Origin of the sequence: Synechococcus sp. 8F6 (assembly GCF_002252665.1) — a bacterium.
GTDB lineage: Bacteria > Cyanobacteriota > Cyanobacteriia > PCC-6307 > Cyanobiaceae > Cyanobium_A.
Map to the genome: position 1 here is coordinate 1 of NZ_NQKZ01000056.1, position 1248 is coordinate 1248.

Consider the following 1248-nt stretch of genomic DNA (forward strand, 5'->3'; position numbering starts at 1 on the left):
GGGCACCTTGAAAAATCGCAAGACCGCTTGATAGCGACCGAATTTGAATTATACTAAGGCTCCAAGATTACATGCTTTCCATGGGCCAGCGAGGTTTCTGGGACGAACAACAAAGAGTTGCAAAGCTCCAAGAGAAGAAGCCTGTTCTGACACGTCTTACTGAATCGATTCCTTGGGAATTATTCCGCCCTTTGCTTGATAAGGGCTATAGCCAAGAGCGCAAAAGCAATGCTGGCCGCAAACGGATAGATCCACTGATTCTTTTCAAGATGCTGGTGCTCCAGCAGCTATTCAATTTAAGCGATGAAGAGGTCGAATTCCAAGTAAATGACCGTCGTTCCTTCGAGAAGTTTGTTGGCCTTGGAGTGATGAATGACATACCAGATGCAACTACAGTGGCTTTCTTCAGAGAGCGCCTACGCAAGGCCGGTGTAATCGAAGAGCTCTTTGAGATGTTCGAGGAATACTTGAGAGATCAGGGCCTCGAAGCCCGTGGTGGTCAAATCATTGATGCCACTCTTGTTCCTGTCCCAAAACAACGAAATACCCGTGAAGAGAACAAGGAAATCAAGGCTGATCGCCTACCAGATGGATGGGAAGAAAACCTAAATCGGTTGCAGCAGAAGGATTTAGATGCCCGCTGGGTGAAAAAGAATGGGATCAATCACTACGGCTATAAGAACAGCATCTGCATTGATGCCGAGCATGGTTTTATCAGACGCTTTGTTGTGACACCAGCCAATGTTCATGACAGTCAGATGCTTCCAATGCTCCTGGATCCGGAAAATCATGATGATTACGTCTGGGCAGATTCTGCCTATGCAGGCGAGTGCTTTGAAGATCTGCTGAGCCTAGGTGGGTTTGAAAGTCGCATCCATGAAAAGGGCTCGCGCAATCACCCTCTTAGCGAAGCAGCCAAAGAGCGCAATTCCGTTAGATCGGCAATTCGTGCTTGTGTAGAACACGTTTTTGGCTCCATGACAACCTCAATGGGCGGCAAGTTGACACGAAAGATTGGGCTTGAAAGGAATGAAGCCTGGTGGACCCTAAAAAATCTAACATTCAATTTCCTTCGCTATCTCCAACGATCAACTAACGCCCTGACTCTTGCCTAAGCAGTATCCAATACGAATCAATTTGCCAAAAATATTGTATTGCTTGAGCACTTATGATCTGCTGCGACGATGCCGAAAGGCATTTTTTTATGGTGATCAGAGGCTGGCTAATCTTGTAAATTTCGAGGTACCC

The 1248-nt window shown here is 46.6% G+C and carries 1 protein-coding gene; it reads left to right on the top strand.

The window, feature by feature from the left end; translation table 11 throughout:
• The first annotated feature begins 80 nt into the window (after positions 1–80).
• Entirely contained in the window at positions 81–1115 is a 1035-nt protein-coding gene (locus CJZ78_RS13440) for an IS5 family transposase (protein WP_094561791.1), read from the top strand.
• The last annotated feature ends 133 nt before the right edge of the window (positions 1116–1248 follow it).

Excerpts from the sequence above, each read along its gene's own strand:
- CJZ78_RS13440 (WP_094561791.1), top strand. The coding sequence starts at position 81 with ATGGGCCAGCGAGGTTTCTGGGACGAACAACAAAGAGTTGCAAAGCTC.